The organism is Paraburkholderia sp. GAS33 (genome assembly GCF_050436645.1).
GTDB classification, from domain to species: Bacteria; Pseudomonadota; Gammaproteobacteria; order Burkholderiales; family Burkholderiaceae; genus Paraburkholderia; species Paraburkholderia phenazinium_B.
The window spans coordinates 99,870-117,604 of sequence record NZ_JBNDMP010000007.1 but is presented as its reverse complement, the minus strand read 5'-3'; the positions used below and the strand labels follow the sequence as shown (position 1 = coordinate 117,604).

18 protein-coding genes are annotated in these 17,735 nt (G+C 62.0%); 7 read left to right on the top strand and 11 right to left on the bottom strand.

Annotation, left to right across the window (positions count from 1 at the left end; translation table 11 throughout):
* Positions 1–132: 132 nt before the first annotated feature.
* From P3T24_RS21980 to P3T24_RS21965, 4 genes are read left to right on the top strand one after another with little or no spacing between them, the layout of a single operon-like run.
* Positions 133–1,260 carry a sugar ABC transporter substrate-binding protein gene (locus P3T24_RS21980; protein WP_429288427.1) on the top strand — a complete coding sequence of 376 codons (1,128 nt, stop codon included), beginning with the start codon at positions 133–135 and terminating at the stop codon, positions 1,258–1,260.
* A 56-nt stretch (positions 1,261–1,316) separates the two neighbouring features.
* Positions 1,317–2,879 (top strand): sugar ABC transporter ATP-binding protein, encoded by a 1,563-nt coding sequence (locus P3T24_RS21975; protein WP_429437803.1) that lies wholly within the window; start codon positions 1,317–1,319, stop codon positions 2,877–2,879.
* Positions 2,876–3,856, top strand: a complete 981-nt coding sequence (locus P3T24_RS21970) for an ABC transporter permease (RefSeq protein ID WP_429405247.1) — start codon at positions 2,876–2,878, stop codon at positions 3,854–3,856. The genes P3T24_RS21975 and P3T24_RS21970 overlap by 4 nt, the downstream gene beginning before the upstream one ends.
* On the top strand, positions 3,853–4,839 hold the full coding sequence (locus P3T24_RS21965; RefSeq protein WP_429288430.1) for an ABC transporter permease: 987 nt from the start codon (positions 3,853–3,855) through the stop codon (positions 4,837–4,839). The genes P3T24_RS21970 and P3T24_RS21965 overlap by 4 nt, the downstream gene beginning before the upstream one ends.
* A 67-nt stretch (positions 4,840–4,906) precedes the next feature.
* Here the strand turns inward: P3T24_RS21965 and P3T24_RS21960 are convergent, their stop codons facing one another.
* Positions 4,907–6,130: an MFS transporter gene (locus P3T24_RS21960; RefSeq protein ID WP_429438188.1), complete on the bottom strand. Its 1,224-nt coding sequence runs from the start codon at positions 6,128–6,130 to the stop codon at positions 4,907–4,909.
* 118 nt (positions 6,131–6,248) lie between these two features.
* Here P3T24_RS21960 and P3T24_RS21955 point away from each other — a divergent pair, with 118 nt between their 5' ends.
* Complete coding sequence (locus tag P3T24_RS21955; protein ID WP_429437801.1) at positions 6,249–7,223, top strand: LysR substrate-binding domain-containing protein; 975 nt, start codon at positions 6,249–6,251, stop codon at positions 7,221–7,223.
* Between the two features lie 53 nt (positions 7,224–7,276).
* Here P3T24_RS21955 and P3T24_RS21950 read toward each other — a convergent pair whose 3' ends face one another.
* Entirely contained in the window at positions 7,277–7,636 is a 360-nt protein-coding gene (locus P3T24_RS21950; RefSeq protein ID WP_429437798.1) for a hypothetical protein, read from the bottom strand.
* Between the two features lie 194 nt (positions 7,637–7,830).
* On the opposite strand from P3T24_RS21950, the gene P3T24_RS21945 reads away from it, so the two are divergent.
* Complete coding sequence (locus P3T24_RS21945) at positions 7,831–8,250, top strand: NUDIX hydrolase (protein ID WP_429438186.1); 420 nt, start codon at positions 7,831–7,833, stop codon at positions 8,248–8,250.
* Between the two features lie 102 nt (positions 8,251–8,352).
* On the top strand, positions 8,353–8,994 hold the full coding sequence (locus P3T24_RS21940; protein WP_254368905.1) for an MgtC/SapB family protein: 642 nt from the start codon (positions 8,353–8,355) through the stop codon (positions 8,992–8,994).
* 353 nt (positions 8,995–9,347) lie between these two features.
* Here P3T24_RS21940 and P3T24_RS21935 read toward each other — a convergent pair whose 3' ends face one another.
* The 9 genes from P3T24_RS21935 to P3T24_RS21895 all read right to left on the bottom strand — a co-directional run bounded on the left by P3T24_RS21935 (position 9,348) and on the right by P3T24_RS21895 (position 17,706).
* Positions 9,348–9,653: a hypothetical protein gene (locus P3T24_RS21935; RefSeq protein WP_429437796.1), complete on the bottom strand. Its 306-nt coding sequence runs from the start codon at positions 9,651–9,653 to the stop codon at positions 9,348–9,350.
* A gap of 94 nt (positions 9,654–9,747) precedes the next feature.
* A complete protein-coding gene (locus P3T24_RS21930; RefSeq protein ID WP_429437794.1) occupies positions 9,748–10,530 on the bottom strand; it encodes a nitroreductase family protein in 783 nt (260 codons plus the stop codon).
* Positions 10,523–11,821: a 4-aminobutyrate--2-oxoglutarate transaminase gene (gabT, locus tag P3T24_RS21925; protein ID WP_429437791.1), complete on the bottom strand. Its 1,299-nt coding sequence runs from the start codon at positions 11,819–11,821 to the stop codon at positions 10,523–10,525. Before gabT ends, P3T24_RS21930 begins: the two co-directional genes overlap by 8 nt.
* A complete protein-coding gene (locus tag P3T24_RS21920) occupies positions 11,818–13,515 on the bottom strand; it encodes an NAD(P)/FAD-dependent oxidoreductase (protein WP_429437789.1) in 1,698 nt (565 codons plus the stop codon). The genes gabT and P3T24_RS21920 overlap by 4 nt, the downstream gene beginning before the upstream one ends.
* Positions 13,516–13,579: 64 nt before the next feature.
* Positions 13,580–14,116 (bottom strand): hypothetical protein, encoded by a 537-nt coding sequence (locus P3T24_RS21915; RefSeq protein ID WP_429437787.1) that lies wholly within the window; start codon positions 14,114–14,116, stop codon positions 13,580–13,582.
* Positions 14,113–15,225: a beta-ketoacyl synthase N-terminal-like domain-containing protein gene (locus P3T24_RS21910; protein ID WP_429437786.1), complete on the bottom strand. Its 1,113-nt coding sequence runs from the start codon at positions 15,223–15,225 to the stop codon at positions 14,113–14,115. Before P3T24_RS21910 ends, P3T24_RS21915 begins: the two co-directional genes overlap by 4 nt.
* Entirely contained in the window at positions 15,222–15,983 is a 762-nt protein-coding gene (locus P3T24_RS21905) for a hypothetical protein (RefSeq protein WP_429437783.1), read from the bottom strand. The genes P3T24_RS21910 and P3T24_RS21905 overlap by 4 nt, the downstream gene beginning before the upstream one ends.
* An 11-nt stretch (positions 15,984–15,994) precedes the next feature.
* Entirely contained in the window at positions 15,995–17,401 is a 1,407-nt protein-coding gene (locus P3T24_RS21900) for a class I adenylate-forming enzyme family protein (protein ID WP_429437781.1), read from the bottom strand.
* A gap of 38 nt (positions 17,402–17,439) precedes the next feature.
* On the bottom strand, positions 17,440–17,706 hold the full coding sequence (locus P3T24_RS21895) for an acyl carrier protein (RefSeq protein WP_074264738.1): 267 nt from the start codon (positions 17,704–17,706) through the stop codon (positions 17,440–17,442).
* Positions 17,707–17,735 lie beyond the last annotated feature (29 nt).

Genomic DNA, 17,735 nt, shown 5'->3' with positions numbered 1-17,735 from the left:
TCGGCGAGTCCGATTCAGTCCCGCTGCAGCACGTCCGCAAGATTCCCTGCGATACGCACACCGTGCCGGTCATTCCCGACAAGCCATGTGCGCTGGCAATCGGTAAGTTCAATCCAACAGACAGGAGACAACATGCTTTCAGGAATCCAGGTGCTTCGAGCGGCGGCGACCGCGACATTGGCGCTGTGCGCGAGCACGGCTTTCGCGCAGGCATCGATCGTTCCCGGGCCGCCCAGCGATCCCACATGCATGGTCCCATGGAAGAGCGACACGAAGTTCGTCAAATATCCGAAGAAGAGCGGGCCCTACCGGATCGCGCTGGTGAACGGCTATATCGCGAACACCTGGCGCATCCAGATGATCAAGACAGCCAAGGCCTACACGGCGCAACCAGCCGTCGCCGCCAGGCTCAAGGAATTCAAGGTCGTCTCGACCGGCGAAGACGTGCCGGCGCAAATCTCGGCCGTCAACAACTTCATCGATGCCGGCTATGACGCGATCATCGTCGACGCGCAGAATCCCGCCTCGTTCGGACCCGCGATCCGTCGCGCGAAGAAGGCCGGTGTCGTGCTGATCGCGTTCGACAATACGCTCGACAGCGAGGACGCGATCAACGTCGACGTCGACCAGTATGGGCTCGGCGTGCTGTGGGCCAACTGGCTGGCCTCCCATGTGTCGAACGGAGGCAAGGTGCTCGAGATTCGCGGGGTGGCGGGCACATCGGTCGATACCGACCGGCACAATGGCTTCCAGAACACGTTGAACGCGACCGGCAAGAAGTGGAACGTTGTCCAGGTCTACGGCAAGTGGGACGACGGCGTCGCGCAGAAGGCCGTGGCCGACGCGATTGCCGTGCAGGGCCATTTCGATGGCATCTCCGCGCAAGGCGGCGACACCGGTGTCGTGCGCGCGATGCTCGACGCGAAGCATCCTTTCGTGCCGTTCGGCGGCGAAACGGAGAACGGCTTTCGCAAGCTCTGTGCGCAGTATGGGAGCCAGGGCCTGAAGTGCACGTCGGCGGGTAGCGGTCCCGCGCAGGTGGCCGTGGCGATCAAGACGGCGCTCGCTGCGCTGGACGGCCAGACGATTCCGGTCGCGATCAAGCTGCCGCTCGACGTCACCGACGATTCGAAACTGAAAGCAGGTGTCAACTATTTCCCGGATGAGTCCGATAACTTCTTCGTCGGCAACTCGTTTCCGACTTGCGGCATCAATTTCTCGGCGCAGGAAATCATGAAGCAGAGCCAGGGCAACCAGTGATCGGGTTGGTGCTGTGACGTGACGGCAACCATCTTGCATGGGACAGGAGATGAAGCATGCGGCAGGACGAGGAGCAGCCGTTCTTTCAGATGTCCGGCGTGTCGAAAAGCTACGGCGGCGCCGTCGCGCTGGATAGCGCGGATCTCGCGGTGAAGAGCGGCCGCATCCATGCGGTCCTCGGCGAGAACGGCGCGGGCAAGTCCACGCTGCTGAAGGTGATGTCCGGCGTCGTGCAACCTGACGAGGGAACCATGCACCTCGACGGTCGTCAGGTCTCCTTCGCGTCGCCCTCCGAGGCGAACGCAGCGGGCATCGTCTGCGTGTATCAGGAGCTCTCGCTGATCCCTGATCTGAGCGTGGCGGACAATATCTTCGCTTCGAATCCGCCGCGACGCTACGGCATGATCGACCGCCGGACCCAGCGTCGCCAGGCCGAGGAAGCGCTCGCCCGCGCAGGCGCGGCCGACATCAATCCGCTCGCCAAAGTCCGCGACCTGCCGCTGTCGCGCCAGCAGATGGTCGAGCTCGCGAAGGGGCTGGCGCACGAGCCGCGCATCCTGATCCTCGACGAGGCCACGTCGGCCCTGACCGCGGCCGACGTGGCGCGTGTCATTGAAGTGCTCAAACGTCTGCGCGACGAGGGACTCGCGATACTCTTCATCTCGCACCGGATGCACGAGGTGAAAGCCCTCGCGGACGAATGCACGGTGTATCGCAACGGCCGTCATGTGATGAGCTTCGAGGCGGGCACGCGTACCGACAATGACGTTGTCGAAATGATGATTGGCCGGAAATATCAGCACGCCTTCCCGGATAAACCCGCGGACGAGCCCGGGCGGCGCCTCGCCGCCGAACCGGTTCTCGCCTGTCGCGATCTCGCGTGGAACGACACGCTGCAAGGCATCAGCTTTTCGCTGAAGCCCGGTGAAATTCTCGGGCTCGGCGGCCTCGACGGACAAGGTCAGCGCGAACTGCTGCTCGCCCTATTCGGCGTGTTGCGCGGCTGCACGGGCAAGATCGAGATCGACGGCGAAGCCGTGTCAATCACGAGCCCCGTGGTCGCGCGCGCCAACCAGATCGGTATGGCGCTGATTCCGGAGGACCGCAAAACCGAAGGCCTGATGCTGCCGATGTCGGTGCGCGAGAACCTGTCGTTTGCCGCGCTCGATCGCATGTCCACCGCAGGCGTGATCGATCGCGATCGCCAGCAGTCGTTCGTCGACCGGATGATGGAGCTCCTCGCGATCAAGTCGTTCAGCGTCGATGCGGCTGTGGGCTCGCTGTCGGGCGGCAATCAGCAGAAGGTAGTCATCGCGAAGTGGCTGATCCGGCAGCCAAGAATCCTGCTGCTCAGCGATCCGACGCGCGGCATCGACGTCGGCACCAAACAGGAGATCTATCAATTGCTCAGGCGTCTCGCCGATGAAGGCGCCGCCATCGTTTTCTATTCGACCGACTATGACGAGCTGATCGGCTGCTGCGATCGCGTGCTCGTTCTCTACGAAGGCAGGATCAAGAAGGAACTTGCCGGGCCGGAGATCACGGAGCAGAACCTGATTGCAAGTGCACTGGACCTGCCCGTCGGCCAGGTTTCGCCTTCCACGGGAGTCGCGCTATGAGCGGGCTGCGTTACTGGTATGCGGAAAATCGCGGGACGACGTTCGCGTTCGGCCTGTTCGTGCTGATGTTCGCGATCTATCTCTTCAACTATCCATCGACGTTGTCGTCCAATGTCTTTCAGACGGCAGCGAACAAGGCGGTATTGCTGGCGCTGGTGTCGATGGGCCAGGCGCTGGTCGTGCTGACCGCCGGCATCGACCTGTCGATCGGCATGACGCTCGTGCTGACGAATTGCGTCGGATCGTGGATCGTCACGGGTGATGCGCTGCACAGCGCGCTCGGCATCGTCGGCGTGCTTGCGGTCGGCGCGCTGTGCGGCGCGCTCAACGGCATCATCATCATTTTCGGCCGTCTGCAGCCGATCGTGACCACGATCGCGACGGGCGCCGTCTATTATGGGCTGGCGCTACTGCTGCGCCCGGTTCCCGGCGGATCGATCAACGAGGACCTCGCCGACGCACTGACCGGCAAGGTCACCGGCGGCGTGCCGGCGAGCCTGCTGATTCTGCTCGCGACTGTGGTGATCGTCTGGATTCCTTTCAAACGCTCGGTAATCGGGCGCGCAGCGTACGCGACCGGCTCGTCCGAGTCCGCGGCTTTTCTGTCCGGCATGCCGATCCAGCGCGCGAAGTTCGCGAGCTATACGCTGGCTGGCCTGCTCGCCGCGATCGGCGGCCTCTTTCTGACGTTCTTCACGGACACCGGAGAAGCGAGCCTCGGCAGTGCCAACTCCTATGCGTTGTTCTCGATCGCCGCCGTGGTCATCGGCGGCGTGTCGCTGCTCGGCGGCAAAGGCAGCGCGATCGGCGCGATCTTCGGCGCATTTGCATTCCGCTCCATCGGCGACCTGCTGTTCGTGTTCAACGTCGATGCGCTCTGGCAGCCGCTCTTTCAGGGTGTGATTCTGCTGCTCGCTGTCGCGATCGGAGCATGCGGGCTATTCAGGGTGCGCAACCGTCTGGAGTGGTTTCAATGAGCGACGTTTCCGCAAGCAGCCGGACCACGTTCCTGTCGAGGCTCACGCGCAAAGTCGATCGTCCGATCGTCATCGCGTTCGCGTGCATCGTCGCGCTGCTGCTCGTCGGCGGGATGTATTCGCGCAGCTTCATGTCGCCGGAATACATTCTGCTGCAGCTGAAGGTGGGCGCGTTCCTCGGCATCATCGCGACCGGCCTGATGATGGTGATACTTCTCGGCCACATCGACCTGTCGCTGCCGTGGACGATCACGGTCGGCGCGATGATGGCGTGCGCCGTCGCGGGACACGGCGAACTCGGGGGCATCCTCGCGATTCCGGTTGGGATCGGTTGCGGCGTGCTGATCGGCATCGTCAACGGCATCCTTGTCGCGCTGCTACGCATTCCGTCCATGATCGCGACGCTCGCAACCAATGCGGTCGCGCAAGGCATCATGATCGTCTACACGGGGGGATCGTCGCCGCAGGATTCCGCGCCACACGCGATGCGATGGCTCGCTGCAGGCTGGCTCGTGCCGGGCGTGCCGAATGCCGTCGCGCTGTGGGTGCTGATCGGCGCCGCCACGATATTCCTGCTGTCGCGCACCACCTTTGGCCGCACGCTGTACGCGATCGGCAATACGGAACGCGCGGCATATCTTTCAGGCATCAATACGCGGCTCGTGACAGTGGCCGCTTTCGCCGTGTGCAGCGGATTCGCGGCGTTCGGCGGCGTGCTGCTCGCGGGTTATGCATCGAAAGCGGCGCAGTCGATGGGCGATGCTTACCTGTTGCCGGCGATCGCGGCGGTCGTGCTTGGAGGCACGTCGATTCTGGGCGGCCGCGGTTCGTACCTCGGCACGGTCGCCGGCGCGATCCTCATCACGCTGCTGCAGTCGATCCTCTCGGTCGCGCAGATGCCAGAGGCAGGACGCCAGATTATCTACGGCGTGGTGATCGCGGCGATGCTGCTCCTGTATGGGCGCAGCAAGCGGGAGGCGTAGGAGCAAGCGGTGGCCGATTGCTGTTCGCGGCGCGGGCGATACGCGTCGCCAGCTTCACGAGCGGGACTCACCGTCTTTCCTCGACGGCCAGATGCGGGCGCAGTGCGAGCGCCAGCGGAAAGATCGCCAACGCGGTCAGGGCCGTGGCAAAAGTGGCGCCGTGTACGCCGATCCGGTCGCCAAGAAGACCGTAGATAACCGGCGAAATGGCACCCGACGCTATCGTGCCCGTGTAAAACAACGCGAATGCACGCTCAGTACGTTCGGGGGCCGCCATTTCCGGAACTGTTCCATAGAGCACCGAGGAAGTACCGTTGAGCATCACGCCCAGAAGCGGCAGCAGCACCATGGTAAGCGCCAGTGGGAGAAACATCACGGCGACGATGCAGGCTGCTGTACCGCCCTCGGTGACCAGCACCGTGCCTATCACGCCCATGCGTGCTCCAAGCCAGCCACAAGCGAACTTGCCGGCCGCACCGCCAATAAACACCAGCGCTAGCGCAGTCCCCACCATCGGCAGCGAGACGCCTTTTGCCTTAAGCAAGAACGGCAAAAAGGTGAGCAGCCCCATGCGCACGGCCGTATCGAGCACACCAATCGCGAACAGCAGGGAAAAACCGCTTCCCGCGGTGCTGCGACGGTGATCGGGCGCCTCTACGTCCACCGGCGCAGCGCGCGGGATAGACGGGAAAAATAGCGCGATGACCACAGCAATTACGCAGCCCAATGCGGACACCATCCACAACGCGTGGCGCCACGGCATCATGGTCACGAGCAGCGAGATGGCGGCCGGCAGTGCGGATTTACCAACGTCTCCGGAAAAATTGTAGATGCTCAGAGGTCCTCGGGCGTTGCGCCCGTAGGTACGGGAGACGGCGCCCGAAGCGATCGGGTGTTGCGTGCTCGAACCGCTGCCCGAAATCGCCAAAGCCACGCACAGACCAAGCAGGCCGCCTGACATCCCGGCGACGGCATAGCCGAGCGCAGCCAGCAAAGTACCGAGGGCCAGCGTGGCACGGCTGCCCAGCCACTGCGCGAGGCGCCCGGCAGGCAGTTGGAGGGTAGCCATGGTGCCGGCATAAATACCGCGCAGGATCGCCAGGGCGGCAAAATCAAGACCAAAGTCCGCCTGCCACACGGGCAGCAACGCATAGATCATGTCTGTGTAGCCATCGTGCATCGCATGCACGACGCACGAGAGCCACAGCACGCGCGAGCGTGACGGGGCGGCCTGTCGATCCGCTGAGTCGGTCTGCTGTGTAAGCGACGGGGAAAAATCGGGCAAGCGCATATCAATCCTCTTGTCACAAGGCGAACCGGAAAGGCCCGTCGCCGTTGGGCGTTCAGGCTCCATGTGGCAATTTTATGACAGGGCGACGATGTACTTCAATTGAGCTAATATCGCGTCAATGGAGAGAAAAAGTCACGTCATGGGCAGAGACAGCGCCACTGCGAAGGGCTGGGACAACCTGCCGCCACTTAACGCGTTGCGCAATTTCGAAGCGGTAGCCCGGCACGGCAGCTTCGCTGGCGCCGCAGCCGATTTGCATGTCACGCACTGGGCCGTCGGAAAGCAGATCAGGCTGCTGGAAGACTGGTTCGGCTTGCCGTTGTTCGAGCGCCGTCCACGCGGCGTTGTGCTTACCGATGAAGGCGCCGCGCTGCTGAGCGAAGTGAGCACCGCGTTCGAGCGCCTGGGCACCGTGGCGGCGCGGTTGCGCCACGAAGAATTTGCGCGCCGGGTATCGGGCATCGTGCGTGTGAACGTGCCGGCGAGTTTCGCGCTGTGCTGGCTGCTGCCGCGTCTGGCCGGCTTCCAGGCGCGTTACCCCGACATTGACGTGCGCGTGTCCACCACATCGCGCAAGTTGCGCTATATCGGCGACGCCTTCGACATCGGCGTTCGCTCCGGACCCGAACAAGGCGCTGGCGTCGTGTCGCGCACGCTGATGGCCGACTTGCGTCTGCCCGCCTGCAGCCCTGCACTGCTGCGCCAGCACCCCATTGTGGACGTGACCGATCTGCGCCATCACACCCTGCTGCATTCCGCCAGTACGCGCACAGCCTGGTCGCACTGGCTTCGGGAGGCTGGCGCGCCCGACCTGCGGACGGCCCGTCATGTCGAATTCGAGCACGTACACCTCCAGCTTGCCGCAGCGGTGGAGGGTCTGGGTGTCACACTGGCATCGCTGCCGCTGATCGGACGCGAGATTGCCGCGGGGCGCCTCGTGTGCCCGATTGCAGCGCCAACATGGCGCGCCGCCGACTACGCGCTTGTGATCAACGCCGATCGCGCCACCGACGGCGCAGTCGTAGCCTTTGAAGAATGGATCACATCGATGGCTGGGCAGAGTTCCGGGCAATCCGGGCGGGCCGGTCTGTGAGAGTGACTCATGGGCTTTGGCGAGGAGGCCCCTACGGGTGGTGCCGCGGGCCGTTATCCTTCTTCGTCGTGAGTCCGTCGTTTTGAGGACGTGTCCGTCGTGCCGTTACGCCCATGGTGTCGCATCTTGCTGAGTGCATTCGCAATGGAACCGCCGAGTTGTTGCAATTCCGATCGCATGTACCACGGCCACCATGCCAGGTGGTAGAGCCAGAGGATTATGCTGCGGGGCCCGTGAAGCCAATGTCGTGGGATTCCGTCAGCAGGAAATTCTTCCAGCGAGCGGTGGCCGACCGAGCAGGCGCCAAGCGTTAGCCAGAGCAGCGAAAGAATCAGCGTCGGGAGCGACGCAAGGCATGCCACCCCAAACACAACCAGCGGCAGGCAGATCTCGAATGACGAGCGGGTTTTCATTGAATTTTCTCCCCGTCACAATAACGTCGGGAACAGAAAGCAGGCTGGCTCCTGAAGGATGAACTCCACTTCAGCCTTCTGGTCCCGGCAACTTCACTTTCATATCGAGTCAACGTGGCAGCCGTCGAACCCCATCGAGCGGAATGCCGCGCCATACGCTTCAAAGATAGCACCGGAACAAAGATCAGGTGATGATGAAAGAAAGAGCGACCGTGGTGTGCAGACAACACGACAAAATCCTCCTCGTGACTCGCGGCCGATCGCGCTGGTCGCTGCCGGGTGGCACGATCCGGCGCTCCGAGTCGCCAGTCGAGGCGGCGCGAAGAGAGCTATTGGAAGAGACCGCCCTCGGGATCGATGGCTTCTCGTTTCTGTTCCAGTTTGGCGGTCTAACCAAAAGACATCACGTGTTCCTCGTGGACCTGCCGACGAACCTCACGCCCGCAGCCAGCAATGAGATATCCCGGTGCCGCTGGATTCGGCCAAAACAGGTGTCGAACGTCATCACTAGCGTGCCGACCAGAGAAATTGTCCGGCTGCTCGTCAGTCACAAAAATGTCACAATAGCGGTCCCCGCCGTCGACCTCGATAGCAAAGCTGCCGCTAGCGCGTAGCTGCGAGGCTGTCCAGCCGCTCCGCGGCAACCATTCGGCGCGACTTAACGTTTTGCGGACTTCATTGTGATAGGCAATTTCGAAATCCTGTCTCGCCTGCTTATGGCGGCCCTGCTGGGCAGTGTCATTGGTTTTGAGCGTGAAAGGCTGAACTGGGCCGCGGGTTTGCGTACACATATGCTGGTATGCGTCGGCGCGTCGTTGATGATGCTCGTGTCCGCGTTCGGCTTCGCAGACGCGCTGACTCAAAAGAACGTCGTACTGGATCCTTCGCGGGTCGCAGCCCAGGTGGTATCAGGCATCGGTTTTCTCGGCGCCGGATCGATCCTGCTGCGCGGCGAGGTTGTGCGCGGTCTAACAACCGCGGCCAGTCTCTGGTCGGTTGCAGGAATCGGACTCGCCGTGGGCGGAGGCATGTACACCGCAGCTATCGGCGCGACAGTCATTATCCTGATCATCCTTGCCGGGATGAAGCCGCTGGAGCGTCGCTTTATCTCCGTGCGGCAACAGCGCAACATCCAGCTACTGGCCGAGCGCGGAAGCGTTTCTCTGGACAGTCTGCATCGCGCACTTGGAACTGGAAGCGTCCGGGTCAAGCAGTTCATTGTTCAGCAGTCCGAAGACGACCCGGAGCTCGACGATGTGCAGATTGCCCTGTCTCGCGCGTCATCACCCGAGTTCACTGCGATCTGTACGCGGCTGGGAGCCATGCCAGGCGTGCGCGAGTGTCGTCACGAAAAGTAATGGCGGAACGGTTCATGATGCGAACGTATGAATATCAAGGGTTCACTCTTCAGGTATCTGTCGAGTCGCAATTCAGCTTACCGCCGATCACACGACTGGCAGGGCGTTCTGGGTACGTCGCGGTAGTCAGGGTCTTTCAGGCAGGAACGGCAGTTGCGATTTTTTCGCCTCTCCGATTCGGTGAGGCTGGCGGACGCCCGTTTGATACCGAAGTCAGCGCCCTTATGGGAGGCTATAGCGCTGCGCGGAAAATCGTGGATGACCTGTTTGGACGTGAAGTTCACTGATCTCGTGACAATGTATTTTTCCCTCACGTTCCCGTTCCGACCATCCGCTCCTGCGGCCGGCAAATCCTACTTCTTGCCCTGCAGGGATGCCAGATAGGGCTGGACGATTTCGGAGCATCTGAATTCGCCAACGGCGCCGTCGTGGGATTCGGTGCATTGGACGAGGCCGTCGTCCTTCTGCAGCACATAGGTGCGCACGGTCCTCGATGACTGTTGTGCGGGCGTGTCGAACGCCGAGACGAGCTTATAGCCGTTCATGATGACGTCATGGAGCGACGCCGGGATCGCGCGCCATTGCTGGTTAGGTGCGGGCTCGGCGGCGTGAGCCGTTAGCGCGACAGTGGCGAGCAGCGCAGTGCATAGAACTTTCATCGGTCTTGCTCCCATCTTGCAGTCTTGAGGGCATTGACTTTATCACTCGCCCGCCTTGCGTACCCAGCGCCTGCAACGCAAAACGCAACGGCTTTCAGGAGATGAAATGCTTCGACTCCAGAAATTCCCGCAACCGTCGCGAATCGGAGTGGAAAACCTCCGGGTCGTATTTCAGCGGACTTGAGTACAACTGCGCCATCGACGTGATCCCATGCAGTTCGAGCTTCGACCGCGCGGCCGTGGTGGACATGTGCCGCGGCCAGGCGCGCTGCTCGCGTTCGGCATAGCTCGCATCGATTTCTTCGTCGCTCGGGTCGCGGTAAAACTCTTCGTGAACCAGCGCGGACATCGGCAACCGGTCACGTTTGTCGGGATTTTCGTCCGGATACCCGGCGACAATCGTCGCCGCCGGCACGCAGGTATCCGGGAGATTCAGGGCCGCCGCGATGCCGCTCATCACGGATAGCGTCGAGCCCATGTAGCAGACACCCAGGCCGCGAGCCTCGAATCCCAGACAGACGTTCTGCGCCACGATCATCGCGTCGCATAGTGCAATGTGATAGCCCATCAGGTTGTTGAAATTGTCGCGTGCCGCACCTCGCGCGAGCCAGCGCCGCGTCCTGTAGCAGTCCGCAACAAAGGTCACCAGCAAGGGAGCCTGCAGGATCATCGGCTGTCGTGCATGCAGCTCGTATAACTGCTGTCTGCGCTGTGCATCCTGTGTCAAAACCAGCGAGACGTTGTTCAGATTCCCGGACGACGAAGCCCCGGCCATTGCGTCGGCACATACCGCGTCGATCAGTTCACGCGCAATCGGGTCCTGCTTGTAACGCCGGATCGAGCGATGTCCGTTGAGAAGTCTGGAGAGGTCAGTCATGGCGTCCAGGCTCCGGTCGGCACAGCATCGAAAAGCACCGGTCGAGGATGCGCAGCCCCGCTTCGAGCGTCCGCAGCTCGACCGTCAGCGGTGCCAGCATACGCAGGACGTTGCCGTGTGTCCCTCCCGCGAGCAACAGCAGTCCCTCATCGCGCGCCGACGTCACAAGCTTGCTGGTGAGGTCTTTTGCCGGCTGCCCGTCGGGCGTGCGCAACTCGACGCCGATCAGCGCCCCGAGTCCTCGCACGTCTGCAATCAACGGATAGCATTGCTGCATCGCCAGCAGCGCCGTGCGCGTGATCTCGCCAACCTGACGGGCGCGCGCCAGGATCTGCTCCCGCTCCATGACGTCGAGTACGGCCAGCGCGGCCGCACAGGCCAGCGGGTTGCCGGCGTAGGTACCACCCAGGCCACCGGGCCCCACGGCGTCCATCACACTGGCGTGGCCCGTCACGCCCGCGAGCGGTAATCCGCCGGCCACCGATTTACCGAACACCAAAAGGTCCGGCGTCGCTCCCATCTGCTCGACCGCGAAAAAGGTACCCGTGCGGCCGGCACCGCTTTGCACCTCGTCGGCAATGAGCACAATCCCTTCACGGTCGCACAACGCACGCAACTTCGCGACGAATCCAGGCGGGGCCACCTGTATTCCGCCCTCGCCCTGCACCGGTTCGAAGATGATCGCGGCAATGTCTTCGGGGGCAGCGTCGTTTCTGAAGATGCGTTCAACGCTGCCAAGCGCCGCGTCGACGTCGATGTTGTTCAGCGCGTCCGGATACAGCGCGCGGTAGACATGGCCTGGCATGAGGCCCATTCCTGACGCGTAGGGTGCCACCTTGCCGGTCATTGCCAGGGCCATTAGCGTGCGGCCATGATAAGCGCCGGTAAAGGCAATCACACCGCTGCGCTTCGTATGCGCGCGGGCGATCTTGATCGCGCTTTCAACGGCTTCGGAACCCGTGGTGAACAAGGCGGTCTTTTTAGGGCCATCGCCCGGAGCCAGCGCATTGATCCGTTCACATACCGCAACATAGGACTCGTACGGCAGCACAGCGAAACAGGTGTGAACGAAACGGCCTAATTGCCGCTGGACCGCTTCGACGACATCCGGGTGAAGATGCCCCGTGTTGAGCACGGCAATGCCGCTCGTAAAATCGATGTACTCGTTACCGTCGATATCCCAGATGCGGTCGTTTAACGCCCGCGCCGCGAAAATGGGATGTGCCTGGTTGACGCCGCGCGCAACCGCGGCCTGCCGGCGGCTGAGCAGCGTTTCGTTGGTGACGCTCATAGGCTCGCCCGGATTTCTGCGAGACGTTCGTCGGCACGCGCGGCAAGCGCTAACCGGTCGCCGTAGCGATAGCGGTCGAGGAACTCGAACGGCCGCGCGTTCGGACCACGCGCGAGCTTGGCCGCGAGGCCGTCGGGTGCGTGGTTCGCCCAATCCAGTAGCGACTTCGCAAATTCAGCCGTCGGTCGCGAGACGTAACGGTTGGCAAAGTCCGAGAAGTCGAGCGGCAGGTGCTCGCGGTTCTCCACATACAAACGGTGTAACGTGGCTATGGTTTGCGCTTCGCCAGTCTCGCCGCGCTTGAAGCGTTCCATCGCCGAACACGCGGCGTCGAACATCCGCTCGTAGCGGTGGCTTTCAATCGACAGGTGACCAGGATAGGTCGCTTTATCAAACGCCGCGTCCAATGCTTCGTTATCCCGATCAGCCAGATAGTCGGCAAGAATCCGGCGCAAACGCAGCACGCCGATATAGCTACCGCTCAGCCAGAGGCGGAACCATGCATTCCATAGCGGAAACGTCCGGAACGCGGTGTACGAGTTGGCAACGAGGCGGTCGTTGATGCGTACGACTTCGAGGCTGTAGCGCTCGAGCGGCAACAGGTCCTCGCGCTGCCAGCGGTCCGCCTGGAGCGATTTCAGCAGAGTCGGTGCCAGTCTTGCGATCGATTCGAATGTGTTGACCAGTCCTCGCGAGAACAGCGGATCGACGAATCCCACGGCATGTCCGAGCAGGCAATACCGGTCGCCCACCGTCTCGCGACTCGTGTAGTTCAGGCGCGGTGCAACGGTCCATTCCCGAACCCGTGAGGCGTTTTTGAAGTGTTTTGCCACCGATGGATGGTCAGCCAGAAACTGCTGGAATTCGCGTTCCGGATCGCGGCTCGCGGGGCCGTGCCTGTCGATATCGAACTGCAGTCCGACACTGCACAGCGGATTGGTGCTGAACGGCTGATTGTTGAACGGGATGATCCACAGCCAGCCGCAGTCGAACATGTGATGCAGCGTAGTTTGTGACAACGCAGTCGGCGAACCGTGTGTCTCGATCGGTGCGATCACATCCTCGTAAAGGTCGACGTTGACCATATGCGTGAACAGCGAGCGCGTGTTTGCCTGCATCGGCCGGGCGCCTTCGCGCAGTTGCAACGCGTCGGCGAGCGGCGCGCGGAAACCCGCGGCGTCGACTACGAAGCGTGTGTGCAGGCGCTGACCGTCGGCAAGTGTCAGCGTGACGCCCTCCCCTGCGACGTCAATGGACTGGATACGTGCCTGCTGCCTGATAACCGCGCCGAGACGGGCCGCAAGCGCGACATAGTACGCATCGATATCCTGACGAAACAGGTGGGCTTCCGGCGCGAGCACCGGGGTCGACACCACATCGGCGATATCGTGTTCCTTGCGAAAGCCGTTCCATGCGAAGCTAAAGGCCAGTTTGACACCCGCCGCCGACGAGCCGATATGCCGGTTGATCTCGGCAATGTTGCCCGGATAGGCCAGCTCGGGGATGCCAAAACGCTCCGCCATCAATTCAAGCAGCACGGCGCTTTCCGGCACCATCGACTCGCCGACCGCGAAGCGCGGGTGCGTACCCGCGTCCAGCACGACGACGTTCACGCCGTTTTTGGCGAGAATCGCGGCAAGCATCGAACCCGAAATGCCAGAACCGATGATGGCAACGTCATGATCGTAATTCATAGTTTGCATTCCTATATATAGGCGTTACATCTGGTAATGTGGAGAGTGTGTTCGACCGCTCGCTTCAGCCGAGGTCAAGCCTTCTGATCAACGTGCCGGTCACCCGGATGTCCGCTGCCGCCTCGAAATCGGCTGCGACGAGGATCAGATAGCGTGCGCTGCCCTGCCCCAGCCATCGCGCGGCGAGCACGTCGACTAGCGTCCGTGCGCTGGCGGCCGGCATCGTAAGGTTCATGGTGGGTCCGCGAAAGCCGAAGCGGGTGCAACAGATCGAAAGCGCGGCGCCAGCGTTCGCGTTGATGAATGCCGCGGGCGACACCCGGCCGTTGCGGCTCATATCGGCTATCACGCGCTGCGCAATGGCTTTCGGATAGGCGCTGCCGTAGTGGATGATGCCGACGTGGTCCCTATGCGGCTCAAGCAGGGCACGGTTCGCGCGGTACAGCGTTGCGACCGAGTCGAGCACGGGCCATACCGTCGGATCAGCGTTCCTGAGACCGTTCCCGATTTCAGGATCGAGTTGCTCGTAAGCCATGCTCCTACGTTCGCAGCTGTCGACGATGGCGTAACCGCGCGCCCATGCCAGGGTCTCGCCTGTCATGCCGCTGCCCCCTGAAAAACCAGACTGGTGTTGAAGCCGCCAAAGCCGACCGTAAGACTGAGTCCATAGGCCGTGCTAATCGATCCAGGACGGCCCATCGGCATGGGCAGCGAGAAACCCGCGATGGGTTCTTCCAGTCCGTGTATGGGGGGTATCACCTGTTGCTGCAGGGCGAGAATCAACGCGATCGCCTCGAGCGCGCCAGTTGCCCCGAGCGAATGGCCAAACGCTCCCTTCGTTGCAAAAATCGCGGGCCGCGAGTGGCCAAATAACGCGAGATATGCGGCGCTCTCGATCCGGTCGTTGGTCAGGGTTCCTGAACCATGCGCATTCACCACGCCGATATCCTCGTAGCGCAGCCCGGCGTTTTTCAGCGACCGCTCGATGGCGAGCCTGATGCCGTTGCCGTCTTTGTCGGGCGCGGTCAAACCCGCTGCATCGTTGGATGAGCCTGCGCCGCGCAGGATCGCGAGCGGCCGCACCGGACGATCGCCGCGCCGTTCGAGGACCAGAAAGCCAACGCCCTCGCCGAGAATCGTGCCGTCGTGACGGTGATCGAAGCTGCGCAACGTGGTCGACGACATGGTGCCCAACGCAGAATGCGCGAGGCGCTTGGAGTCTCCCAGCACGTCTGCGCCACCGCAAATGCAGCGGTCGGCAAGTCCAGCGCGGATCAGCTCGGCGCCAAGCAGAAGAGCATCCGATCCGGAGGAGCAGGCAGTGGACAACGCAACCGCTTCGAGTCCGAATCCGTCGGCGATCTCCTGCACCCAGCGCTCGAGCGGTTCAGCGGCGGCAAACGGGTCGTCAAGCCGCGCGCCGAAGCTCGTTCCTACAATCAACCATGTACGCGCCGCCTGACGCGGTAGATCCAGTTGCGCATACTCCGCCGCGGCAGCAACGGTTTGCCGGGTGAGGTGCTCGAGGGTGTCGCGTGCGTCGGCGCGGTCTGCCAGCGCAATCTTCGCCACCCGGTCGTTCTTCAGTTCATGCGGCGAGGGGGACGGCGCAATCCCAGTCTCACCGTCGAGCAGCCGCTGCCACACGCCTGATAGCGTGCGGCCCAACGCGGTGTGCCAGGCCATACCTGTGATCGCGAGTTCGCTCATGGCGCATCTCCTTGCGCCGGCATGCAGGCAAGGCTCGCGTCATTACGCGGCACGTGTTCTGTGCGCCTCGCCTGACCGTAGATGCGTAGATACTCGTCAGGCTTGTCGCTGTCGATGGGATTCGGGTAGAAACTGTCGTTTATCGCGGCCCCCATCAGCGAAATCGTCCGCGCGAAGGGTTCGCTTTGCAGCCAGTTATCGCTAACCAGAAAGCGCGGTTCCACGTCCGCTTTATCGAAGCCAGGAAGTTGGTCAGGGCGCACGAATTTGCGGCGCGACTTGTCAAAGACCTGCCGGTAGGCGGAGGAATCGAAGTAGCGAATCCGTCCGCCAGTCACCAGCGCATTCAAGGAGTGCCAGGGTTGTGGCAGATACAGGTAATTGACGTAGATCTTGCGGATCGCATAGACCGGTTGCGCGAGCAGTGCGCTGACGAGCGTGCCCGCTACATCGCTCATCTCGGTGCAGAAACACGGCAGGCGCGGACGGTCCGGTTCGATAAATGCGCTCAGATAGTCGCCGAGGGAGAGCGACGGAATCACCTCGTCCCGATAGCGCGCGTAGACCGCTTCATGCTGGGGCCATTCCACGCGAGGATAGGTCAGGCGTACAAGATTGGCCGGCCAGGTTTTGAAAACCTCCGGCTCCTGGGTGATATGGCACATGTGCAGGGGAATAATCTGCAGCACGTCCTCGATGGTTTTCAACTCGTACTTCGCGATGATTGCGCGAGTCAGCTCGTCAATGCCCGGATTCACGGTACACATCCTCATTTGTAAAATTCGTACTGCTGCCGGTTCACCGGTGTCAGCGTCAGGCTGCTCGGGCGTTCGATATGCTTTAACCCCTTCATGATCTCCGCCTTCATCGCGTCGGCCTCGGCCGGCCCGACCAGCATATCGTCCACCGTGATCTCAAGAAAATATCCGTCGACGGTATCGGCACGCCGGATCGATCGCGTCTTGCAGGTCAACACGCCTGGCAGCGCACGGCAGAACTGCTTGATCGCAGCCAGGTTCACCTTCTCGTCGTTCAGCACGATGAAGTCCGATTTCCGGTGCTTGAAGAAGAGATGACCGTCCTCGTCGATTTCGAAAATGTCGCCGGTTTTCAGCCACGTCTGTCCATCCATTTCGATCAGCGGACTCTGGGCGTTGCGACCAATCTTCCGCTTCAGAAGCGTGTCCGAATGGACGAGAAGTTCGCCCTCCTGCGCCGGTCCGTCCACGTCAAGCAGGCGCACGAGGGTGCCGGGCATCGGACGGCCGACGGAAGCAAACCGCTTTGCGTTCGCCTCATGAGCCCGCCCGGTCGAGACGCGCGGCCCCGCTTCGGTGACGCCGTAGGTCAGGTAAAGTTCTTTGCCCGGATAACGCTGGACGAAGGCCGCCGCCTGATCGGGTGCAAGGAAGTCGCCCCCCACTGTGAGCGCGCGGACGGTCTCCGGCAGCGCGGCAGCGGAATGCGCGAGCAAGGTCCGCATCAGGACCGGCGTTACGGAACTCACCGTAACCCGATGGCGCGCCAGATCCGTGACGTACTGCGAACCGATGAACGGCGGCCCGCTGATAACCAGCCTCGCGCCACACTCGATGCTCGCGATTGCCTGGGCAACCAGCGCGAACGAGTAATACAACGGCAGGTTGATCAGCATCGTGTCCGTCGCACCCAGGTTAATCTCAGCCGCATGTTTGTGTGCATTGGCCCTGAGCGAGTCGAAGGAGTGCACGCAACCGCTGCTGAAGTGCGAGGAGGTGCCCGAGGTGGTCAGGATCACTTCGCCCGGCTCGGTGACCGGTTTCGCAAGCGTGCGGAAGAAGCCGACTTCCCAACCCGCCCGCCGGTTGACCGCTTCAATGTGCAGTTCCTTGCACAACTCCTCACCCAGCCGCGGCCTGACGACAGCAACGGCGCCAAAGTCTTCCGCCATCTGACGTAGACGCAGAACGGGTGTGGCCGGCGGCAACATCGCGGGCACATAGCCCGCTGCCACTAGCGCGCAGAAGAGCTTCAGCAGGTTGCGGCCGTTAGGCATGCAAATCAGCACCGCGGCCCCTTCCGGCAGAGCACGTGCCCGCAATCCGGCAACCAGTTGGCCGGGGGCTGCCGCATCGCTTTCCGGCAACGCGACGCTCGATGTTTCGGTAATCAGATGATCGAAGTCCGTTATATGCATAGGTATCCAAATTGTTAAACCTGGAGTCTGGTTTGAGACTAGAGCGCGCTCAGCTTCGTCAGAAGAAATCCGGACAGCACGTCACAGTTCAGGAAGTTGTCCGGCACGAAATCGTTCTCGTCGATCCTGATTCCGAACTCCTCCTCACACTGGTAGCGAAGTTCGATAAAGCCAACGGAGTCGATCCCGACTACGGACAGGAAGCCATCGGTCAGGCCGATCCGATCCGGTGAAATATCCACGTCAAGGCGTGTTGCGACGATGTTACGAAGACGCTCGACAATCTCTTGCCTGCTTACGTTCATGGTTACCTTCAGGAAAGGAAGACTGGATT